Source organism: Thermococcus sp. 21S9 (assembly GCF_012027635.1).
In the GTDB taxonomy this organism is placed as follows: domain Archaea; phylum Methanobacteriota_B; class Thermococci; order Thermococcales; family Thermococcaceae; genus Thermococcus.
On the sequence record NZ_SNUS01000012.1, the window covers coordinates 1 to 536 of the forward strand.

Below are 536 nucleotides of genomic sequence, written 5' to 3' on the forward strand. Positions count from 1 at the left end.
GGAGCCACTCGATGATCTTCAATCCCGCATATTTTCCTCGGTCGGTCCTAACGTCCGCGCCCAGTACCCTCGATAGATACATCGCAGAGCTAACTTCACGGACACTGACGAATTCGTCAGGAAGTAGCTTAGGTTGATCTGAAATGTCTTTTTCTTGCTCCAGTGCCGGCGTTTCGAACATCAACTCTGCAACGATCTGCTGTAACTGTTCCTTGAGGCGCTCGTTGGCGATCCAGTCGTAGTGTTCTTCGCCGGAAGGAACGTACTCAAAGTACGCGCGTGCCTCCCCAGGCATTCCCTCGATCGCTCTTCCGTTCTCGATCTCTACGAATTCTCCACCCCAATATCGACGACGTTGATCCACTCTCTCCCATCTGATCCAACTCGTTGCCAATGTCGCAACGGCAACGCTTTCGCTCAATTCTTCATCCGAAACTTCCTGCAATTCCGGAAAGACAATTCTTCCGTCCCTTGATATCCATCCGTTCTCGTGCGCGAACATTTCAAGCGTCGCACCTAGATTTTCAATCAACGAT

General features: G+C 50.9%; 1 protein-coding gene. It reads right to left on the reverse strand.

Annotated features, from left to right (window positions below):
• A partial coding sequence (locus E3E28_RS10710; protein WP_206203901.1) for a hypothetical protein occupies window positions 1-502 on the reverse strand: 502 nt, incomplete at its 3' end.
• Window positions 503-536: the final 34 nt, after the last annotated feature.